Source organism: Amycolatopsis sp. CA-161197 (genome assembly GCF_050942255.1).
Taxonomy (GTDB): Bacteria; Actinomycetota; Actinomycetes; order Mycobacteriales; family Pseudonocardiaceae; genus Amycolatopsis.
Genome location: NZ_CP192059.1, coordinates 2494866 through 2512427 on the forward strand (window position 1 = coordinate 2494866; position 17562 = coordinate 2512427).

20 protein-coding genes are annotated in these 17562 nt (G+C 70.7%); 12 read left to right on the forward strand and 8 right to left on the reverse strand.

Annotated features, from left to right (window positions below; all coding sequences use genetic code 11):
* Positions 1–85 precede the first annotated feature (85 nt).
* On the forward strand, positions 86–703 hold the full coding sequence (locus ACQPXB_RS12000; RefSeq protein WP_366585927.1) for a response regulator transcription factor: 618 nt from the start codon (positions 86–88) through the stop codon (positions 701–703).
* 583 nt (positions 704–1286) lie between these two features.
* Here the strand turns inward: ACQPXB_RS12000 and ACQPXB_RS12005 are convergent.
* Positions 1287–2081, reverse strand: coding sequence for a carbon-nitrogen hydrolase family protein (locus ACQPXB_RS12005; RefSeq protein ID WP_432856577.1), 795 nt, complete (start codon positions 2079–2081; stop codon positions 1287–1289).
* Between the two features lie 84 nt (positions 2082–2165).
* Between ACQPXB_RS12005 and hisD the strand changes: the two genes are divergently transcribed.
* From hisD to hisB, 3 genes are read left to right on the forward strand one after another with little or no spacing between them, the layout of a single operon-like run.
* Positions 2166–3491, forward strand: a complete 1326-nt coding sequence (gene hisD, locus ACQPXB_RS12010; RefSeq protein WP_432851506.1) for a histidinol dehydrogenase — start codon at positions 2166–2168, stop codon at positions 3489–3491.
* A complete protein-coding gene (locus tag ACQPXB_RS12015) occupies positions 3488–4606 on the forward strand; it encodes a histidinol-phosphate transaminase (RefSeq protein ID WP_366585887.1) in 1119 nt (372 codons plus the stop codon). The genes hisD and ACQPXB_RS12015 overlap by 4 nt, the downstream gene beginning before the upstream one ends.
* On the forward strand, positions 4603–5202 hold the full coding sequence (gene hisB / locus ACQPXB_RS12020) for an imidazoleglycerol-phosphate dehydratase HisB (protein ID WP_432851508.1): 600 nt from the start codon (positions 4603–4605) through the stop codon (positions 5200–5202). Before ACQPXB_RS12015 ends, hisB begins: the two co-directional genes overlap by 4 nt.
* A gap of 23 nt (positions 5203–5225) precedes the next feature.
* Here the strand turns inward: hisB and ACQPXB_RS12025 are convergent, their stop codons facing one another.
* Positions 5226–5729, reverse strand: coding sequence for a GNAT family N-acetyltransferase (locus ACQPXB_RS12025; RefSeq protein WP_432851510.1), 504 nt, complete (start codon positions 5727–5729; stop codon positions 5226–5228).
* A 159-nt stretch (positions 5730–5888) separates the two neighbouring features.
* Between ACQPXB_RS12025 and ACQPXB_RS12030 the strand changes: the two genes are divergently transcribed.
* Positions 5889–6047: a hypothetical protein gene (locus tag ACQPXB_RS12030; protein WP_366585891.1), complete on the forward strand. Its 159-nt coding sequence runs from the start codon at positions 5889–5891 to the stop codon at positions 6045–6047.
* 27 nt (positions 6048–6074) lie between these two features.
* Here the strand turns inward: ACQPXB_RS12030 and ACQPXB_RS12035 are convergent, their stop codons facing one another.
* Positions 6075–8267, reverse strand: coding sequence for an MMPL family transporter (locus ACQPXB_RS12035; protein WP_432851513.1), 2193 nt, complete (start codon positions 8265–8267; stop codon positions 6075–6077).
* Positions 8268–8474: 207 nt separating this feature from the next.
* Between ACQPXB_RS12035 and ACQPXB_RS12040 the strand changes: the two genes are divergently transcribed.
* Positions 8475–9050, forward strand: coding sequence for a TetR/AcrR family transcriptional regulator (locus tag ACQPXB_RS12040; protein WP_364179473.1), 576 nt, complete (start codon positions 8475–8477; stop codon positions 9048–9050).
* Positions 9051–9452: 402 nt separating this feature from the next.
* Here ACQPXB_RS12040 and ACQPXB_RS12045 read toward each other — a convergent pair whose 3' ends face one another.
* Together ACQPXB_RS12045 and soxR are read right to left on the reverse strand one after the other, a co-directional pair.
* On the reverse strand, positions 9453–9998 hold the full coding sequence (locus ACQPXB_RS12045) for an RNA 2'-phosphotransferase (protein ID WP_432851515.1): 546 nt from the start codon (positions 9996–9998) through the stop codon (positions 9453–9455).
* 45 nt (positions 9999–10043) lie between these two features.
* The gene (gene soxR, locus ACQPXB_RS12050; protein ID WP_366585897.1) at positions 10044–10505 is read right to left on the reverse strand and encodes a redox-sensitive transcriptional activator SoxR; all 462 of its coding nucleotides are present in this window, start codon (positions 10503–10505) and stop codon (positions 10044–10046) included.
* A 53-nt stretch (positions 10506–10558) separates the two neighbouring features.
* On the opposite strand from soxR, the gene ACQPXB_RS12055 reads away from it, so the two are divergent.
* A complete protein-coding gene (locus tag ACQPXB_RS12055; RefSeq protein WP_432851518.1) occupies positions 10559–11245 on the forward strand; it encodes a thiamine pyrophosphate-dependent enzyme in 687 nt (228 codons plus the stop codon).
* A 5-nt stretch (positions 11246–11250) separates the two neighbouring features.
* The gene (locus tag ACQPXB_RS12060; RefSeq protein WP_432851520.1) at positions 11251–12141 is read left to right on the forward strand and encodes a transketolase family protein; all 891 of its coding nucleotides are present in this window, start codon (positions 11251–11253) and stop codon (positions 12139–12141) included.
* A 51-nt stretch (positions 12142–12192) separates the two neighbouring features.
* Here ACQPXB_RS12060 and ACQPXB_RS12065 read toward each other — a convergent pair whose 3' ends face one another.
* Both ACQPXB_RS12065 and ACQPXB_RS12070 read right to left on the reverse strand, forming a co-directional pair.
* Positions 12193–13365, reverse strand: coding sequence for an acyl-CoA dehydrogenase family protein (locus ACQPXB_RS12065; protein WP_366585903.1), 1173 nt, complete (start codon positions 13363–13365; stop codon positions 12193–12195).
* 45 nt (positions 13366–13410) lie between these two features.
* A complete protein-coding gene (locus ACQPXB_RS12070) occupies positions 13411–13605 on the reverse strand; it encodes a hypothetical protein (RefSeq protein WP_366585905.1) in 195 nt (64 codons plus the stop codon).
* 140 nt (positions 13606–13745) lie between these two features.
* Between ACQPXB_RS12070 and ACQPXB_RS12075 the strand changes: the two genes are divergently transcribed.
* From ACQPXB_RS12075 to ACQPXB_RS12090, 4 genes are all read left to right on the forward strand, one after another.
* Complete coding sequence (locus ACQPXB_RS12075; RefSeq protein WP_432851522.1) at positions 13746–14630, forward strand: hypothetical protein; 885 nt, start codon at positions 13746–13748, stop codon at positions 14628–14630.
* Between the two features lie 42 nt (positions 14631–14672).
* On the forward strand, positions 14673–15293 hold the full coding sequence (gene hisH / locus ACQPXB_RS12080; RefSeq protein WP_366585931.1) for an imidazole glycerol phosphate synthase subunit HisH: 621 nt from the start codon (positions 14673–14675) through the stop codon (positions 15291–15293).
* A 71-nt stretch (positions 15294–15364) separates the two neighbouring features.
* Positions 15365–16096 (forward strand): bifunctional 1-(5-phosphoribosyl)-5-((5-phosphoribosylamino)methylideneamino)imidazole-4-carboxamide isomerase/phosphoribosylanthranilate isomerase PriA, encoded by a 732-nt coding sequence (gene priA / locus ACQPXB_RS12085; RefSeq protein WP_366585909.1) that lies wholly within the window; start codon positions 15365–15367, stop codon positions 16094–16096.
* A gap of 740 nt (positions 16097–16836) precedes the next feature.
* Positions 16837–17178 (forward strand): DUF1330 domain-containing protein, encoded by a 342-nt coding sequence (locus tag ACQPXB_RS12090; RefSeq protein ID WP_432851525.1) that lies wholly within the window; start codon positions 16837–16839, stop codon positions 17176–17178.
* A 3-nt stretch (positions 17179–17181) separates the two neighbouring features.
* Here ACQPXB_RS12090 and ACQPXB_RS12095 read toward each other — a convergent pair whose 3' ends face one another.
* The gene (locus ACQPXB_RS12095) at positions 17182–17562 is read right to left on the reverse strand and encodes a PPOX class F420-dependent oxidoreductase (protein WP_386955984.1); all 381 of its coding nucleotides are present in this window, start codon (positions 17560–17562) and stop codon (positions 17182–17184) included.

Below are 17562 nucleotides of genomic sequence, written 5' to 3' on the forward strand. Positions count from 1 at the left end.
GGCGGGCTCGACCGCGCCCCACGGCACCACGGCGGGCTCGCCCGCGTCGGACCGCGGCACGGAGGGTTCGGCCGCTCCCGAGCGGATTCGCGTCGGCGTGATCGAAGACCACCCGCTCTACCGCGACGCCGTCGCGCGCGTGCTGACCGAGGCCCCGGACATCGAACTCGGGGCCGTCGCCGACTCTGTCGCCCGCTTCGCCGTGCAGGATCAGCCCGCCGGCAGCGTCGTTGTCCTCGACCTCAAACTCCGCGGCGTCCAGGACGCGGCCGCCGTCCTGGAGGTCGGCCACATGGGCCACAAGGTCCTCGTCGTCTCCGCCCACGCCGAACAGCCCGAAGTCCTCGGCGCCATGCAGGCCGGCGCCAAGGGCTTCCTCTCCAAGGACGTCGACGGCGACGAGTTGCTGCGCGCCATCCGCACCATCGCCCAGGACAACGCCTACGTCTCACCCACCCTGGCCGGCATGATCATCCAGGACAGCGAAGACCGCCACGCCGGCCCCAAAATCGTCCTGTCCGAACGCGAAAAGCAGGTCCTCCGCCTGGTCGCCGCCGGCGAACGCGACGTCGACGTCGCCGAAATCCTCAACATCAGCGTCCGCACCGTACGCTCCTACCTCGACCGCATCCGCGACAAAACCGGCGAACGCCGCCGCGCGGGCTTCGTCCGCGTCGCCATCCGCGAGGGCTTACTCCGCTAACCTCATCCGCCCGCCCTCCCCAACGCGGCGTTGGTTGCGCCCAACGCACCGAACGCCACATTGGGGCGCTCCGGCCACCACCCGACGGCCGGCCGCTCACCCAACTCACGCCCAACCTGGGCCGGGTCCACCCTCACCAGCCGCCACCTCGGGTGCGCCGAGCGCACCGAATGCCACCTCGGGTGCGCCGAGCGCACCGAATGCCGCATTGGGTGCGCTGAACGCACTGAACGCCACATTGGGGCGCTTTGGCCACCACCCGACCGCCGCCCGCCTGCCCAACTCACGGACCGCCCGGGCTGCGCAAACCTCACCAACCGCCACCCGCCTGCCCAACTCACGGGTCGCCCAGGCCGCGCCAACCTCACCAACCGCCGCCCACCCACGCGACGAAACCTGCACCCAGCCCCGCCCCGGCACCCCGATCCGAAGCCTCTTTGCGGCCGGCGAGCCGTTGTCAAGGCACGCTTTCCCGCCTTGACAACGGCTCACCGGCCGTCAACACAATCCAGCTTCGGGGTGCACACCTGACGCAACACGCCCTGCGAGGACCGAAACCCACGAACCCAGGACCGAGAAACCCTCACAACCTCCGATTAGCCAACGCCCCAGTAGCCCCCCGAGCCTTCCCCGCCACGGATGGGTCGAGATCCACCACCACCATCTCCGCTCCATCCCCCAACTCCACCAACACCCGACCGAACCCATCCGCCACCAGAGAATGCCCAATCCCCGTCGGCGCCTTCGGATTCACCTCGATCCCCGACACGGAGGGATCAGCCTGCCCACACCCCACAACCCAACACCCGGAATCCAACGCCCGAGCCCGCACCAGCACCCGCCACTGATCCAGCTTCCCCTCACCCGCACCCCACGACGTCGGCACCAACACAACGTCCGCACCGTCATCCGCCAACCGACGGAACAGCTCCGGAAACCGCATGTCATAACACGTGGCGACCCCGAACACCGTCCCCTCCGCCTCGAAGGTCACGGGACTGTCCCCAGGCGCGACCGTGTCCGACTCCGCGAACCCGAACGCGTCGTACAAATGGATCTTGTCGTACGACGACCGCACCCCCAGCCCGGTGATCAGCAGCGTGTTCCGCACCCGCCCGTCATCGGCCGGGGTGAACATCCCCGCCACGATCACCACGTCATGCTCCGAAGCGATCGCCGACACCGCCGACGCCCACGCCCCGTCGAGCGGCTGCGCGACCGGCCCCAACGGCCGCCCGAACCGCGCCATCGTCGCTTCCGGGAACACGACAATCCGGGCACCATCAGCCGCCGCGGCCTCGACACCGGAGCGAACCAGTTTCAGGTTGTCCTCCGGATCGTCGCCCGAGTTCAGCTGGCACAACGCGATCCGCGGCACGGCGTTCTCCCTCATCGTGGGACGGCAGGTCACCACCGAGTATCCCTGCCCGGACGCGGAGAGCCACCTCGTACCCTGGTCACCATGCTGAACCGCACCGACCTGCGTGGGCAGGTCCCGACCGCCGCCGAACTGCGCGCCGCCCTGCCGCGCGCCGAATACGACGTGGACGCGGCGCTGCATCACGTTCGGCCGGTGGTGGAGGCGATCCGCGACCGCGGTGTGGAGGCCGTCCTCGAGTACACCGAGCAGTTCGACAAGGTCCGCCCGGCGACCGTCCGCGTCAAAGCGAACGAGCTCACCAAGGCCCTCGAAGCGCTCGACCCGCAGGTGCGCGCCGCGCTGGAGGAGTCGATCAGCCGCGCCCGCAAGGTGCACGCCGACCAGCGCCGCCACGACGTGACCACTCAGGTGGTCCCGGGCGGCACCGTCACCGAGCGCTGGGTGCCGGTGGAGCGCGTCGGGCTGTACGCGCCAGGCGGGCTGGCCGTGTACCCGTCCACCGTGGTCATGAACGTCGTCCCCGCGCAGCTCGCGGGCGTGCGCTCGCTGGTGGTCTGCTCGCCCCCGCAGGCGGCCTTCGGCGGCCTGCCGCACCCGACGATCCTCGCGGCCGCCGCGCTGCTGGGTGTCGACGAGGTGTGGGCCGTCGGCGGCGCGCAGGCCGTGGCGCTGCTCGCGTACGGCGGCACGGACACCGACGGCGCCGAGCTCGCCCCCGTGGACATCGTCACCGGGCCGGGCAACATCTACCTCACCGCGGCCAAGCGCCTCGTGCGCGGCGTGATCGGCATCGACTCCGAGGCCGGCCCCACCGAGATCGCGATCCTCGCCGACGAGACGGCCGACCCGGTCCACGTCGCGGCCGACCTGATCAGCCAGGCGGAGCACGATCCGCTCGCCGCGAGCGTGCTGGTCACCACGTCGGAGGAACTCGCCGACGCTGTGGACAAGCAGCTCGTCGAGCGCGTCGCGGCCACCAAACACAGCGAACGCGTGGGGCAGGCGCTGGGCGGCAAGCAGTCCGGCATCATCCTGGTGTCCACTGTGGACGAAGGCCTGCGCGTGGTCGACGCCTACGCCGCCGAGCACCTCGAGATCCAGACCGCCCACGCCCGGGAGGTCGCCGGCCGCGTGCGCAACGCGGGCGCGGTGTTCGTCGGGGCCTACGCGCCGGTGTCGCTCGGCGACTACTGCGCCGGCTCCAACCACGTGCTGCCCACCGCCGGCTTCGCGCGGCACTCCTCGGGCCTGTCCGTGCAGAGCTTCCTCAAGGGCATCCACGTGGTCGACTACAGCGAGGACGCGCTGCGCCAGGTCGCCGGCCACGTCGTCGCGCTGGCCGACGCCGAGGACCTGCCCGCCCACGGCGAGGCCGTGACCGCGCGGTTCGCGGGGGAGGCCCGATGACCGAGGAGACCCCGGCCGTGCCCGGCGCCGAGGTGACCCTCGACGCCCTGCCGCTGCGCGAGGACTTGCGCGGCAAGAGCCCCTACGGTGCGCCGCAGCTCGACGTGCCCGTGCGGCTCAACACCAACGAGAACCCGTACCCGCCGCCGCCGGAGCTGGTGGCCGACGTGGCCGATGCCGTGCGCGCCGAAGCCGCTTCGCTGCACCGCTACCCGGACCGCGACGCCGTCGCGCTGCGTACCGAGCTCGCCGATTACCTCACGGTGTCGACGCGTGTGGTGCTGTCGGAGGCGAACGTGTGGGCCGCCAACGGGTCCAACGAGATCCTGCAGCAGATCCTGCAGGCCTTCGGCGGGCCGGGCCGCAGCGCGCTCGGCTTCGAACCGTCGTACTCGATGCACCCGATCATCTCCTCCGGCACGCGCACGGAGTGGGTGCCGGTCCCGCGCCGGCCCGACTTCACGCTCGACACCGCGCGCGCCGCCGAGCTGGTGGCCGAGCGGCAGCCGGACGTCGTGTTCGTGACGAGCCCGAACAACCCCACCGGCGGGTCGATCCCGCTGGACCAGCTGCGCGGGGTCCTCGAGGCGGCGCCGGGCATCGTCGTGGTGGACGAGGCCTACGCCGAGTTCTCCTCGCAGCCCAGCGCGGTCCAGCTGATCGGGGAGTACCCGGCGAAGCTGATCGTCTCGCGCACGATGAGCAAGGCGTTCGCCTTCGCCGGCGGACGGCTGGGTTACCTCGCGGCCGCGCCGGCCATCGTCGACGCCCTGCAGCTCGTGCGGCTGCCCTACCACCTGTCCAAGCTCACGCAGGCCGCCGCGCGGGCCGCGCTGCGCCACGCCGACGCCACGCTCGCCACCGTCCACAAGCTCTCCGCCGAACGCGACCGCGTGGTGGAAGCCTTGCTGGGCCTCGGGTTCACGCCGGTGCCGAGCGACGCGAACTTCGTTCTCTTCGGACCGTTCGCCGACGCGAAGGCGAGCTGGCAGTCCTACCTGGACCACGGGGTGCTGATCCGCGACGTCGGCATCGAAGGCCACCTGCGCGTGACCATCGGCACCCCGGAAGAGAACGACGCGTTCCTCGAGGCGAGTAAGGAAGTACCGCGATGACCCGCATCGGCAAGGTGGAGCGCACGACCAAGGAGTCGTCGATCCTGGTCCAGCTGGACCTCGACGGCTCCGGCCAGGTCGAGATCTCCACCGGCGTGCCGTTCTACGACCACATGCTCACGGCGTTCGGCGTGCACGGCTCGCTGGACCTCCAGGTCGAGGCCACCGGCGACATCCACATCGACGCGCACCACACCGTCGAGGACACCGCGATCGTCCTGGGCCAGGCGCTGCGTCAGGCGCTCGGCGACAAGAGCGGCATCCGCCGCTTCGGCGACGCGTGGATCCCCATGGACGAAACCCTGGCCCACGCGGCGATCGACGTCTCGGGCCGGCCGTACTGCGTGCACGTGGGCGAGCCGGAGCAGTTCAACACCTTCACGATCGGCAACAACTACCCGTTCGTGCTCACGCGCCACGTGTTCGACTCGCTGTCGTTCCACGCGCAGATCGCGCTGCACGTCCGCGTGATCCACGGCCGCGACCCGCACCACATCGCGGAGGCGGAGTACAAGGCCGTCGCGCGGGCGCTGCGCGCGGCCACGGAACCCGACCCGCGCGCGGGCGGCATCCCGTCCACGAAGGGCGTTCTGTAGCGCCGGCCGGGGTCGACTGCCCGCTAGATCTCGAGGTGGGAGTCGACCCCGTCTTCGCGCAGGTCGATGTTCGCGCCGACGGACTTCATCAGGCGTTGTGCCGCCTTGTTGTCCGTGGTGGTCGAAGCGACATACCGGCCCCCGCCGCCTTCGCGGGCCGCGTCGATCAGGGTCTCGGTGACCCACCTGCCGATCCCGCGGCCCCGGGCCCAGCGGGCGACCCAGACCTGGGCCTCGATCTCGACCGACTTGCCGCGGTGGACGGGGTGCAGCCGCGCGCCGCCGACGATCGTGCCGCCGACCTGGATGGTCCAGGCGCTGGTGGTCGCCGTCTCGGGGTCGAGCGAAACCCGCCGGTGGAAGGTCAGGAACGCCTCACGCCGCTCGGGAGTCCAGCCCGGCGGGCCGTCCATCGGCGGCAGCACGTCGAGCGGGTCGGCGCCCTCGACCGCGACGTCCAGAAGCCGGACCAAGGCCTCTTCGTCGAGGGGGGTCAGGACGATCTCCGAATCGGACGCTCCGCTCACGCGGAGAGCTTGCCACGTCGCGGCGCCGGACGCGACGGTCGGTCCAGGTCTGTAACAGCGAGGAGACGTGCGTCACGTTTTCGGCGCGCCGTCGCACCCACCTGAGAGCGCCGCTGCCCCGTCCCGGCCGGGTGAGGGCCGTGTGGCACGCTGAGCCTCGTGAGCAAAGAGGTTGTCGCCGTCCTGCTGCTGGCCCTGGCGGGCTTCCTGGCCGGCGGCGTCTACTCCACGTGGAAGACGGCGAAGTTCATCGCCGTGGCGCTGGGTGTGGCGGCCCTGCTGGCGGTCGGCGGCGCCGTCGCCTGGCTGGTCGGCTGAGCGACCCGCCAGGCGGACGGCCCGGCCTCACACGCGAGCGGGCTCGCGCTCGTCGTCACCGCGGCTGCCGGACGCGTCGAGCGCCTTGGTCAGGCCCTCACCCTCCACGTCGACGTTCGGCAGCACCTTGTGCAGGCCGCGCGGCAGCCACCAGGCGTGGCGCCCGAGCAGCGACATCACGGCCGGCACGATCGTCATCCGGATCACGAACGCGTCCACCAGCACGCCGAACGCGAGTGCGAACCCGATCGACTGGATCAGCGTCGACTCCGCCAGCACGAAGCCCGCGAACACGCTGATCATGATCAGGGCCGCGGCTGTGACCACGCGCGAGCCGTGGCGGAAGCCGGTGACCATGGCCTCCTGCGGGTCGGCGCCGTGCACGTGCTCCTCGCGCATCCGCGTCACCAGGAACACCTGGTAGTCCATCGCGAGTCCGAAGAGGACACCGATGAGCAGGATCGGCAGCATGCTCATGATCGGCCCGGTCGACGCGACGCCGAGCAGGTCGGTCAGCCAGCCCCACTGGAACACCGCGACCACGGCGCCGAACGTCGCGACCACCGAGCCGAGGAATCCGAGCGTCGCCTTCAGCGGCACCACGATCGAGCGAAACACCAGCATCAGCAGGATGAACGCGAGCCCGACGATCAGCGCGAGGTAGGGGATCATCGCGTCGGAGAGCTTCTCGGACACGTCGATGTTCGCGGCGGTCTGGCCGGTCACGGCGAGGCTCGCGCCCGTGGTCTCGTGCAGCGGCTCGGACTGCGCGCGGATCGCCGCCACCAGGTCCTCGGTCTGCTTGCTGCTCGGCCCGCTCTTCGGGATCACGGTCAGCAGCGCGGTGTCCCCGTCGGCGTTCACGCGCGGCGGTGTCACCCCGGCGACGTCGGGGAGCGTGCTGATGCCCGCGACGGCTTGCTTCAGCGACTCGGGGTCGTGGTTCACCCCGGTGTCCACGACGACGAGCAGCGGCCCGTTGGCGCCGGCGCCGAAGCTCTCGCTCACGAGGTCGTAGGCCTTGCGCTGCGTGGAATCCGGGGCCGCGGTGCTGTCGTTGGGCAGGCCGAGCTGCATGCTCAGCGCCGGGATGGCGACTACGACGAGGCCGGCGAGCGCGGTCAGCAGCACGGGCCAGCGGTGCCGGGCGACGAGCCGGGCCCAGCGCTCGCCGTGCGAAGCCTTGTCCGTCTTGCGGCGCAAGCGAATGCGGCCGCCCAGCACGCGGGAACCGGCGAAGCCGAGGATGGCCGGCAGCAGCGTGAGCGCGATGAGCACGGCGATCGCGACGGTCGCGGCCGCGGCGATGCCCATCTGGCCGAGGAACGGGATGCCGACCACGGTGAGCCCGGCCAGGGCGATGATCACGGTGAGCCCGGCGAACACCACGGCGGACCCGGCCGTGCCCGCGGCCCGGCCCGCGGCTTCCTCGGGTTCTCGTCCGATGCTGAGCTCGTGCCGGTAGCGGGAGACGATGAACAGCGCGTAGTCGATGCCCACGGCGAGCCCGATCATCAGGGCCAGCACCGGGGTGTTGGAGTTCAGTTCGAGCGAGCCCGAGGCCAGCATGATGCCCGCCATGCCGATGCCGACGCCGATCAACGCGGTGAGCAGCGGGATGCCGGCGGCCAGCAGTGACCCGAACGTGATGATCAGCACGACGGCCGCCACGGCCACGCCGAGGCCCTCGGTGGCGCCGGTGGCGGGCATCGCCTGCACCGCGTCGCCGCCGAACTCGACCTCGAAACCGCGCTGCTTGGCGCCGGTCGCGCTGTCGAGCAGCGCCTGGCGGTCGCTGTCCGTGAGCTCGAAGCCCTTGACCTGGTAACTCACCTGGGCGAGTGCCACACGGCCGTCCGGCGAGATCGACTTGGCCTGGAACGGGTCGGCCACGCTCGAGACCTTCGGCGCCGTCTTGAGGTTCGCCACCGTCGACTCGACCGCGGCCTTGCCGGCCGCGTCGGTCACGGTGTGGCCCTGCGGCGCCGCGATCACGACCCGCGCGGTCGCACCACCGGCCGCGGCCTGCGGAAACTTCGCCTGGAGCTGGTCGATCGCCTGCTGTGACTCGGTCCCGGGGATCGTCACCGAGTCCGACAGCTGGCCAGACAGTGTGAGTGCGCCGATGCCGAGCGCCACCAGCACGGCCGCCCACACGGCCGAGACGAGAGCGCGCCGCCGGAACGACAACCGGCCGAGCCGGTACAGAAATGTCGCCACGAGTGTTTCTCCGTTTCGCCCGGATAGGGCCTTCGTCACACGAACCAGTGACGCCGAAGCTAGCCGATCGGCAAGGAGGCTGCCAAGCCGATCGGCAAGTATGTGACTAGCCGCACGGCTAGGAGTTTGCTTGTCGATCGGCAAGTATCTCGGTTTGCCGATCGACAAGCGGTCACGTACGCTTCCTGGGCTTGACGAGGAGGAACGATGACTACCGCCGCCCCGGCAGAGGACACTCGGACGCGGCTGCTCGGCACCGCGCTGCGGCTGTTCGCCGAACACGGCGTGGAGGGCACGTCGCTGCAGATGATCGCCGACGCGCTCGGGGTGACCAAGGCGGCCGTGTACTACCACTTCAAGACCAAGGCGGAGATCACCGAGGCCGTCGCGGCGCCCGCCATCCGCGAGCTCGACCACATCGTGTCGGAGGCCGCGAAGCAACGCCGCCGCGGCACCCAGGTCGACTACCTGCTCGAGGGCTTCGTGGATCTGGTGGTGCGCCACCGCGTGCTCGTCGCCCTGTTCTCCAGCGACCCGGGCATCAACCGCGCGATCGAGAACTCGACGCGCGGCATGGAGGGCTTCAAGAACGCCCTCATCGACATCCTGGCCGGCCCCGAGCCCGACATCTCCTCCCGCGTGGCCGCCCTGGTGACCCTCACGGGCCTCGCCATGACGGGCGGCTCCCCGGACATCGCCCAACTCGACGACGAAAGCCTGCGCCGGGAACTGGTGGACGCGGGCCGCCGCTTGCTCGGCCGGCCCCGTCGGCACCACGACTAGCCCTTCTTGATCTGTAAGCCCTGGCGGCGCCGTGGGCGGGGTTCTCGCTGCACCCGAACTTGTGCCCGCAGCGCGGGCTGCCGGCGTGACGTCGAGTTGGCTGGGCGCGATGGTTGTTCGCCGAGATGGCGCGGCCCGCTTCGGTGAGTGCGAGTGCTTCACCGCACCTGGCGGTGGCCTTCGGGATCGCCGGGCGCGTGGCCCACCGTGGCCTGGGGCTGGTTCTTCGTCAGGAACTCCGGCGCGGCGGCTCCGCGGATGGGGTTTTCGCTGGGCCGGAACCTGTGGCTGCAGCGTGCTACTGGTGTGACGTCGAGTCGATCGGGCGCGATGGTTGTTCGCCGAGACGGCGCGGCCTGCTTCGCATGAAGTCGTGCGTAGCGCCTGGCCTCAGCGATCGGGCTAGTTCTCCGTCAGAAACTCCGGCGCGACAGACGCCGTCAGCCACACGCCGTTCTCACTGCGCTGGAACTCGTGCCCCGCAGCCGCCATGGCGCCGGCGGCGACGCGGAGCACCACCGGGCGGCCGTGTCGGGCCCCGACCGCGAGCGCCGTTTCGACGGCGGCCGACAGGTGCACGGCGTGGCGGCGCATGGGCCGCAGGCCTTCCCGGTAGATCGCGGGCAGGAAGCGCGTCGCGGTGCCGTGGTAGAGCACCTCGGGGGGCGTGAGGCGTTCCAGGCCCAGCTCGACGGTGACGCTGTGGCCCTGGTTGGCGCGGATCCGGCGCCCGCTCTCATCGAAGGCGAAGCGCTGTTTGTTGTTGCGCTCCACCACTTCCGCGAGTTCGGCGCGGCTCACGCGCATGCCGTGAAGGCGCAACGCCGCCAGCAGCTCGTCGACTCCGACCCAGCCGGCGGCGTCCAAGGTGAGGCCGATCGCCGAGGGGTCGTGGCGCAGGTGGCGGGAGAGCCGCTTCGAGACGCGGATCATCTGCTTCTCGTCCATAACCACACCAGTGACCCACATCCGCCCCGCCGCCACAACGGAAATTCAGATCCCGCCCTCGGCAACCGGGCGCAGTTTGCTCGCGCCGGGGCCGAAGCGGGCCAGCTCGTCGTCGGCGTTGTACAGGCTGCAGCTGCGCAGCGACAGGCAACCGCAGCCGACGCAGCCGGTGAGGCGGTCGCGCAGGCGCTGCAGCGCGTCGATGCGCGCGTCGAGCTCGTGCTGCCATTCGCGCGAGAGCCGGGCCCAGTCGGCTTTCGTGGGTGCGTGGTCGGCGGGCAGGGTGGCGAGGGCGCCGCTGATGTCCTCCAGGGAAAGGCCCACGCGCTGCGCCGCCCGGATGAACGCGATGCGCCGCAGCACCGAACGCGGGTAGCGGCGCTGGTTGCCCGCCGAGCGTTCGGAGGTGATGAGCCCCTTGTCCTCGTAGAACCGCAGGGCCGTGTGCGGGACGCCGCTGCGTTCGGCGACCTGCCCGATGCTCAAGTGCTCCGCCAACCTCGTCATTGGTCCAGGTTAGCGCTTGACCTAGACATTGGTCGAGGTTGCACCGTGGAAACATGACCACCACAGCAACGGCCTACGCGGATCTGCCCCGGCTGATCTCGCTGATGACCGGCGACGACAAACACCAGGCCGCGGCAGAGTCCACAGTGGACGTCATCTGGGTGCTCTACGGCCGCGTCCTCGACATCTCACCCGAGAACTTCCACGACCCCGGCCGCGACCGGTTCCTGCTCTCCAAGGGACACGGGCCGATGGCCTACTACGCCGTGCTCACCGTCAGGGGCTTCCTCGACGAGGCCGAGCTCGCCGACTGGTCCTCGGCCCGCTCCCGGCTCGGCCACCACCCGGACCGCAAGCGCGCGCCCGGCGTCGAGATCTCCAGCGGCTCGCTGGGCCACGGCCTGCCGATCGCCCTCGGAACCGCGCTCGGCCTGCGAGCGCGCGGCCACGACAGCCGCGTCGTCACGCTCGTCGGCGACGCCGAGCTCGACGAAGGCTCCAACTCCGAGGCCATCGTGGTCGCCGCGCGCCTGGGCCTGGAAAACCTGACCACGGTGGTCGTGGACAACCAGTCGTCCACGCACGGCTGGCCGGGCGGCATCGCCCGCCGGTTCGAGGTCGAGGGCTGGGCCACGCGCACCGTCTCCGGCCGCGACCACGAAGCGCTCTACGACGCGTTCACCAGCGAACACCCGGGGCGCCCGCTGGCCGTGGTCGCCGTCGTCGAACCGAAGGGCTGACGGACATGCTGAACATGCGCGAAACCTTCCTCGCCACAACCGAAGAGATCGTGGACGCCGACCCGGACGTCGCCGTCGTCCTCGCCGACATCTCCGCCGCCCAGCTCGCCGGCGCGGCGCGGCGGCACCCGGACCGGGTGGTGAACGTCGGCATCCGCGAGCAGCTGCTCGTGAGCACGGGCGCCGGGCTCGCTCTCGCCGGCCTGCGGCCGATCATCCACACGTTCAACGCCTTCCTCGTGGAGCGCGCGTTCGAGCAGATCAAGCTCGACCTGGTCCACCAGGACGCGGGCGCCGTGCTCGTGTCCTACGGCTCCTCCTACGACATGCCCGCCGAAGGCCGCACGCACCAGTCGCCGGGCGACGTCGCGCTGATCGACTCCCTGCCGTGCTGGTACGTCCACGTGCCCGGGCACCCCGACGAGGCCCGCCGCTTGCTGCTCGACTCCGTGCCCGGCGACAGCCGCGTGTACCTGCGGCTCTCGGCCGACCAGAACGCCGCGCCGCACCTCGGCGTCGGGTTCCAGCGGGTACGCAGCGGCCGCAACGGCGTCGTGCTCGCCGTGGGCCCGATGCTCGACCGGGTGCTCGCCGCGAGCGAAAACCTCGACGTGACAGTGCTGTACGCGTCGACCATTCGCCCGTTCGACGCCGCGGGGCTGCGGGCCGCGGTGGGGGACGTCGCCGACGTCGTGCTCGTGGAGCCGTACCTCAACGGCACTTCGGCCCACCACGTGAGCGAAGCGCTGCGAGACGTTCCGCATCGCCTGCTGTCGCTCGGCACCCTGCGCGACACGGAAGTGCGCACTTACGGGAAACGGGCCGACCACGATCTCGCGCACGGCCTCGACGCGGGCTCGATCGCGTTGTCCCTCAAGGACTTCCTGCGGCCGTGAACCTCGGGTCGCCGGGGCTGGGGGTCCCGGCGACCCGAGGTTCACCCAAGATCAGCGGAACGCCGCGATGCCCGTCACCGACTGGCCCAGCGACAGCGCGTGCATCTCCTCGGTGCCCTCGTACGTCAGCACCGTTTCGAGGTTCGCCATGTGCCGCATCACCGGGTACTCCAGCGAAATCCCGTTGGCGCCCAGCATCGAGCGCGCGGTGCGGGCCACGTCGAGCGCCGAGCGGACGTTGGCCAGCTTGCCGAAGCTCACGTGGTTGTGGTGCAGCGCGCCGGAGTCCTTGAGCCGGCCGATCTGCAGCGCGACGAGCCCCGAACGGTTGACCTCGACCAGTAGATCGGCCAGTTTGCGCTGCGTGAGCTGGAAGCTCGCCAGCGGCTTGCCGAACTGCTCGCGCGAGAGCGTGTAGTCCAGCGCGGTTTCGTAGCACGCGCGGGCGGCGCCGACGACGCCGAACAGGATGCCGTAGCGCGCTTCGTTGAGGCAGGACAGCGGGCCGCGCAGCCCACGAACCTCCGGGAACGCCGCGGATTCCGGCAGGCGCACACCGTCGAGCACGAGCTCGGCCGTGAGCGACGCGCGCAGCGACAGCTTGTGCTTCACCTCGTTGGCGGTGAAGCCCGGCGTCGACGTCGGCACCACGAAGCCGCGGATGCCCTCGTCCGTCTGCGCCCAGACCACGGCCACGTCGGCGACGGTGCCGTTGGTGATCCACATCTTCGTGCCGGTGAGCACCCAGTCGGAGCCGTCGCGCACCGCGCGGGTGCGCATGCTGCCCGGGTCGCTGCCGGCGTCGGGTTCGGTGAGGCCGAAGCAGCCCAGCGCCTCGCCCGCGGCCATCTTCGGCAGCCACTCCTGCCGGTGTTCCTCGCTGCCCCAGCGGTGGATCGCGAACATCGCGAGCGAGCCCTGCACGGAGACGAAGCTGCGCAGACCGGAGTCGACGGCCTCCAGCTCCCGGCACGCGATGCCGTAGGCGACCGCGCTCGTGCCGGCGCAGCCGTAGCCCTCCAGGTGCATGCCCAGCAGGCCGAGCTGCCCGAAGCCCTTGGCCAGGTCGCGCGCGGGCAGTGAGCCGGACTCGTACCAGTCGGCCACGTGGTCGAGGAGCTGGTCGCGCGCGTAGTCGCGCACGGCGTCCCGGATGGCGCGCTCCTCCTCGGCCAGTTCGGCGTCGAGGTCGAGGAAGTCGTGTGGATCCGGGTTCTTGCTCATCGGGCTGCTCCTACTGGCTCGCTTCGACGCGGTGCCAGCAGGAAATCACAGATGACCCGGGTTCCAGTGCGTGGGATTCATCACGTTCTCTTTGCGAGCGTCACGAGAACGACATGCGTCGACTTGGGCGCGGGAGGGTTGCGGAGGGATCACCAGGGTCGTGAACTGCGGAAACGGCACGCTTTCGATGTCGTCCCGCCACGCTTCGAACATCTGGCAGAGGAGGTCCGACTCGGACATGTCTTCCTCTTCCCTCGTCCGGGGGCGCCCGCTGCGCCTCAGCCGAACGGGTGAATACCCAGCGGGGCCTCCGGTGAAACGGGGTCGCGTGCAAAAATTCGCGGGCCGCCGCCAAGGTCACGTTCGCGAAGGAGCGAACCATGCGTCTGTCGACGTCGGCGGCGAAAGCCCTCGCACTCTCCACCGCAGCCTTGCTGAGCTGCGCTTCCCTTGCCGCGGCGAGCCCCGCCGCCTCCCTCGGCGGCTGGCGCCGGACCGGCGAGGTCTCCGTCGCCAACTCGATCAGCGGCGAAGGCATCACCACGCTGCGGCTGCCGGGCCAGGCTCCGCAGACCGTCTACCGCAACGGCACCACCATCCCGCAGCCGCTCAAGGACGAGGGCTGGGGCCACGTCGGCGACCCCGATTCTCTGCGCGGCTACACCTTCGACGTCTACCAGGACACCGTGACCAACCCGCCGGTGTCGAAGATGTACCTGGTCACCTCGCCGTCCGGACAGACCACGGAGTTCGTGCACCCGCTCGCGGCCGACGAACCCGCGCCCAACGCCAACGCCCAGGTCGCCGTGAGCCCCGACGGCCAGTGGCTCGTCTCGGGCGCGCTCGGCGACGCGACGGAGCTGTTCGTCTCGCCGACGCCGTTCCTCAACCGCCATGCCCCGCGCGTGGCCGGCGACCTGCCGCTCGCCGCGCGGATCCACCTCGACCACCCGATCCGCGCGGCGCAGGGCTGCGACTTCGTCTCGGCGACGCGCCTGCTGTGCGCGACGTCGGACTCCAACAACGACCTGTACCCCACGAGCTACCCGCTCCTGCAGGTCGATCTGCCCCACGCGCTCACCGGCCGCGACGTCCGGGCGCACGTGAAGGAGCTCGGCCAGCTGCCGCTGTCGAGCACGTGCGCCGGCGCGTTCACCCCGGAAGGCGTGGACTACGACGCGCCGACGGGCACGCTGCGCGTCGAGGTCGTGCCGCCCGCGCCCTGCAACACCGTGACGGACGTCTACTCCTTCCGCCGCGGCTGACGTGCGCTCCCGCCCCGGGACTACGCTTGAGGTGTGTCTCGTGTGGTGATCCTCGACTACGGTTCCGGCAACCTCCGCTCCGCCGAACGCGCCGTCGCGCGCGCCGGCGCCGAGGTGGAGGTCACCGCCGACCCGCATGCCGCGCTCGAGGCCGACGGTCTGGTCGTGCCCGGGGTGGGAGCCTTCTCCGCCTGCATGGCGGGGCTGCTCGACGTGCACGGGCACCGCATCATCGGCAAGCGCCTGGCCGGCGGCCGTCCCGTGCTCGGCATCTGCGTGGGCATGCAGATCCTCTTCGGCCGCGGCGTCGAGCACGGCGAGGAGACCGAGGGCACGGGGGAGTGGCCCGGCACCGTCGAGCGCCTGCACGCCGACGTGCTGCCCCACATGGGCTGGAACACCGTCCGTGCGCCCGCGGACTCGCAGCTGTTCGCCGGCCTCGACCCGGACGAGCGCTTCTACTTCGTGCACTCCTACGCGGCGCGCCGGTGGGAGCTGGAGTCGGGCCTGGCGGGGCGGCAGCCGAAGGTGACTTGGGCCAACCACGGCGAGGACTTCGTGGCGGCGGTGGAGAACGGCCCGCTGTGGGCCACGCAGTTCCACCCCGAGAAGTCGGGCGACGCGGGCGCGAAGCTGCTCCGCAACTGGTTGGACACGCTCTAGTCCGGCTTGGTTCGGCGCGGTAGGTCGGCCCGGTGGGCCGGCACCGTGACCGGCGCCTTTACGCTGTCGCCGTGACTTTCACGCTGTTTCCCGCAGTTGATGTGGCCGATGGCCAGGCCGTCCGACTCGTCCAGGGCGAGGCCGGCACCGAGACGTCCTACGGCAGCCCGCTCGACGCCGCCCTCGCCTGGCAGCGCGACGGCGCCGAGTGGATCCACCTGGTGGATCTCGACGCGGCCTTCGGCAAGGGCTCGAACCGCGAGCTGCTGGCCGAGGTGATCGGCCGCCTCGACGTGCAGGTGGAGCTCTCCGGCGGCATCCGCGACGACGCCTCCCTGGAAGCCGCCCTCTCCACCGGCGCCCGCCGCGTGAACCTCGGCACCGCGGCACTGGAGGACCCCTCCTGGACCGCCAAGGTCGTCACCACCTACGGCGACCGCGTCGCCATCGGCCTCGACGTCCGCATCACCGAGGCCGGCCACCGCGTCTCCTCCCGCGGCTGGACCTCCGACGGCGGCGACCTGTGGGAGGTCCTCGAACGCCTCGACCGCGACGGCGCCTCCCGCTACGTCGTCACCGACGTCAGCAAGGACGGCACCCTCAAGGGCCCGAACCTCGACCTGCTCCGCGAAGTTGCCGCCCGCACCGACGCCCCCGTCATCGCCTCCGGCGGCGTGTCCAGTGTGGACGACCTCAAGGCCCTGGCCTCCCTCTCCTGCGACGGCATCGAAGGCGCCATCGTCGGCAAGGCCCTCTACGCCGGCGCCTTCACCCTCCCGGAAGCCCTAGCCGCCGTCCGCTAGACGCCCCCTCACCCCAATGCGGCGTTGGTTGCGCTGAACGCACCGAACGCCGCATTGGGTGCGCTCAACGCACCGAACGCCACATTGGGGCGCTTTGGCCCCACCTCAACCTCCGGCCGCCTGCACATCCCTAGCGCCCGACGGGCCCGCGCGTGTTCTTGCCTCTGCCCGGCCTCCGGCCGCCTGCACATCCCTAGCGCCCGACGGGCCCGCGCGTGTTCTTGCCTCTGCCCGGCCTCCGGCCGCCTGCACATCCCTAGCGCCCGACGGGCCCGCGCGTGTTCTTGCCTCTGCCCAGCCTCCGGCCGCCTGCACATCCCTAGCGCCCGACGGGCCCGCGCGCGTTCTTGCCTCTGCCCAGCCTCCGGCCGCCAGCACAACCCCACCGCACAACGGACCTTCGCGCGCCCTTGTCCCCACCCAACCCCCACCCGGCAACCCAACCCACAATCCCCCTACCCCTCCCCGCAACCTTCCCCCTCCCAGCCCCCGATTCTTTTCCCCACACGGTAGAGATCGGCTTGTCAAGGCACGCTTTCCCGCCTTGACAAGCCGATCTCTACCGTCGTCACAATCAAAAATCGGGGTGCCCACCACACACTCCCCGGCGCAATGGCGCGCTCCGCGCGCCGAGCCGCCACCACCCCTGAGAACAGCCATTACCCCCCAGGTAATCGACTCCCTTACGTCCCCCAGGCACCATCGGTCCCACCCAGAAAACCCCATCCAAGGAGACCGAAATGACCGCCTACGCCATCGCCCACCTACGCCAGCCCGGCGTCATCCACCCCGACGTAGGCGAATACCTCCGCCGCATCCAATCCACTTTGGACCCCTTCAAGGGCCGCTTCCTCATCCACGGAGCACAAGCACAAGTCGTCGAGGGAGCATGGCCGGGCCCGATCGTCGTGATCTCCTTCCCGGACCTGACCCGAGCCCGGAACTGGTACGACTCACCCGCCTACCGCAAGATCCTCCCCCTCCGCACCGACCACCTGACCGGCGACGTAGTACTGATCGACGGCGTAGCCCCAGACCACGACCCGGCAAAACTGGCCGCAGGACTCACCGACACCCCATGACCCTCAGTCCAGCTTCACCGCGATCCCGATCGTCCGCTCCGGCCCCCCACGCAACTTGCTGAAGAACATCGACACCGGCCCCACCAACGGATAATGCCGCCGAATCGCCTTGCGAACCCGCTCAGTCCCGGCATCATCCAGCAACCGCGCAGTTCCCCCCACCGCAGGCCCATGCGTCCGCCCCCGGACATCGGAAGCCTGAACCTCCACCCGCCCACCATTACGGATCCGCTTGACCTTCCCCGCCTTGCGTTCCGAATAAATCAGCAGCTCGTCGCCGTCGATCCCGAACCACACAGCGGTGGGCACAGCCCGCCCATCCCGGCGAAACGTAGTGAGAACCACGTACTTCTCACCGGCAAACCGGCTCAGCTCCGTAGACAT

Bases quoted from the DNA above. Each gene is read 5' to 3' on its own strand.
- ACQPXB_RS12090 (WP_432851525.1), top strand. From the start codon at position 16,837: ATGACCGCCTACGCCATCGCCCACCTACGCCAGCCCGGCGTCATCCAC.
- hisB (WP_432851508.1), top strand. From the start codon at position 4,603: ATGACCCGCATCGGCAAGGTGGAGCGCACGACCAAGGAGTCGTCGATC.
- ACQPXB_RS12055 (WP_432851518.1), top strand. From the start codon at position 10,559: ATGACCACCACAGCAACGGCCTACGCGGATCTGCCCCGGCTGATCTCG.
- ACQPXB_RS12060 (WP_432851520.1), top strand. From the start codon at position 11,251: ATGCTGAACATGCGCGAAACCTTCCTCGCCACAACCGAAGAGATCGTG.
- hisD (WP_432851506.1), top strand. From the start codon at position 2,166: ATGCTGAACCGCACCGACCTGCGTGGGCAGGTCCCGACCGCCGCCGAA.
- ACQPXB_RS12075 (WP_432851522.1), top strand. From the start codon at position 13,746: ATGCGTCTGTCGACGTCGGCGGCGAAAGCCCTCGCACTCTCCACCGCA.
- ACQPXB_RS12015 (WP_366585887.1), top strand. From the start codon at position 3,488: ATGACCGAGGAGACCCCGGCCGTGCCCGGCGCCGAGGTGACCCTCGAC.
- ACQPXB_RS12040 (WP_364179473.1), top strand. From the start codon at position 8,475: ATGACTACCGCCGCCCCGGCAGAGGACACTCGGACGCGGCTGCTCGGC.
- ACQPXB_RS12045 (WP_432851515.1), bottom strand. From the start codon at position 9,998: ATGGACGAGAAGCAGATGATCCGCGTCTCGAAGCGGCTCTCCCGCCAC.
- ACQPXB_RS12095 (WP_386955984.1), bottom strand. From the start codon at position 17,562: ATGTCTACGGAGCTGAGCCGGTTTGCCGGTGAGAAGTACGTGGTTCTC.
- ACQPXB_RS12065 (WP_366585903.1), bottom strand. From the start codon at position 13,365: ATGAGCAAGAACCCGGATCCACACGACTTCCTCGACCTCGACGCCGAA.
- soxR (WP_366585897.1), bottom strand. From the start codon at position 10,505: ATGACGAGGTTGGCGGAGCACTTGAGCATCGGGCAGGTCGCCGAACGC.
- ACQPXB_RS12070 (WP_366585905.1), bottom strand. From the start codon at position 13,605: ATGTCCGAGTCGGACCTCCTCTGCCAGATGTTCGAAGCGTGGCGGGAC.